Origin of the sequence: Halolamina salina (assembly GCF_042678005.1) — an archaeon.
Classification (GTDB): domain Archaea; phylum Halobacteriota; class Halobacteria; order Halobacteriales; family Haloferacaceae; genus Halolamina; species Halolamina salina.
The window spans coordinates 1-1,459 of the sequence record NZ_JBHUDH010000246.1 but is presented as its reverse complement, the minus strand read 5'-3'; the positions used below and the strand labels follow the sequence as shown (position 1 = coordinate 1,459).

General features: G+C 56.4%; 2 protein-coding genes. One reads left to right on the top strand and one right to left on the bottom strand.

Annotated features, from left to right (window positions below; translation table 11 throughout):
- Nucleotides 1-76 precede the first annotated feature (76 nt).
- The gene (locus ACFR9S_RS15335; protein WP_379731027.1) at nucleotides 77-415 is read right to left on the bottom strand and encodes an antibiotic biosynthesis monooxygenase family protein; all 339 of its coding nucleotides are present in this window, start codon (nucleotides 413-415) and stop codon (nucleotides 77-79) included.
- A gap of 87 nt (nucleotides 416-502) precedes the next feature.
- Between ACFR9S_RS15335 and ACFR9S_RS15330 the strand changes: the two genes are divergently transcribed.
- Nucleotides 503-1,459 (top strand): trans-sulfuration enzyme family protein (locus ACFR9S_RS15330; RefSeq protein WP_379818994.1); only part of this gene is annotated, 957 nt, incomplete at its 3' end.

Below are 1,459 nucleotides of genomic sequence, written 5' to 3'. Positions count from 1 at the left end.
CCGGACCTCCCTTCGGTCGGTCCGGGGAACCGCTCGCTTCGCTCGCGAATGCGACGTTTTGCGGAACAACTGTACGCTAAGTACAGGTAATACACCATGCAGGTGGATCTGCGTCGTCACCAAATCCACTCCCATATGATTCGATGACTTCCGTAACGGTGACCTCGTAGGCATCGTACCACTCTGTCCACCGCTTTTTCGCCTCTTTGTGCTCAGAGTATGCGGCAAACGTCTCAAGCGCGTCTAACGACTCCCAATAGTAGACGACGAGAACTTCCTCACTCTCTGGGGAATGCCACGTCCGCTTACCCACGTACCCGTCTGTATCCTCGCCAGCCGCTTGTATCGCGTCGTTCAACTCGTGGAACTCCGAATCGTACTCCCCTGGATCAAGACGGAACGTAACGAGATACATCGATATAGGGTCACTCGTTCGTGTGGATAAGAACCTCCCCTCAACTATACGTGTGGCAACACCCGTGGCTACTACTGAGACCCACACATGACACGAAACAACGACCATCCCTCCGGGAACGGATTCGCAACTATCGCTGTTGGATCCAGCGAGAACAACACCCGCTCCAAAGGGGGGACAAATGATGTTGTGTCGCCGATTCATCTCTCAACCACATTCGAATGGGCCAGCGGGGAGGATTCGAATGAACACGACTACTCTCGCGAGAGCAATCCGACGCGGGCAGCCCTCGAAAACCAAATAGCGCGACTCGAAGGTGGCGATCACGGATTGGTATTCGCCTCCGGGATGGCTGCCATCTCCACGACAATACTGACGTTGGTTCCGCCAGGCGGTCATCTCGTCTCCGCAGACTCCATCTATGGCGGAACCGAAAAACTGCTCACAGAGCTCGCCGCCGGGCACTTCGACATCGACGTCGATTTTGTCGACGCCCGTGACCCCGAAAACGTCGCCGATGCAGTCGATTCGGGTACGGACTTGATTTGGACAGAGACGCCGACGAACCCACTCATGCAGCTGTGCGACATCCGGGCGATAGCCGACATCGCCGATAACTACAACGCGCTGTTCGGAGTGGACAACACCTTCGCGAGTCCGTACTTCCAAGCCCCGCTTGAACTGGGTGCCGACATCGTCGTCCACAGCACTACCAAGTATCTCAACGGGCACTCCGACTCGACTGGTGGTGCAGTTATCACCGACGAAGACGGAGTCTTCGAGGAATTGTCGTTCGCCCAGCGGATTGGCCTCGGGAATGTACTCTCGCCATTTGACTGCTATCTGGTCGCACGAGGGCTGAAGACGTTGCCAGCACGGATGGAGCACCACGAGCAGAACGCGATGGCGGTAGCGAAGTTCTTAGAGGACCACGACAAGGTTGCTCGGGTTTACTATCCGGGCGTCGAGAGTCATCCCCAACACGACCTCGCGAGTGAGCAGATGTCGGGATACAGCGGAATGTTGTCCTTCGAATTCGACGGA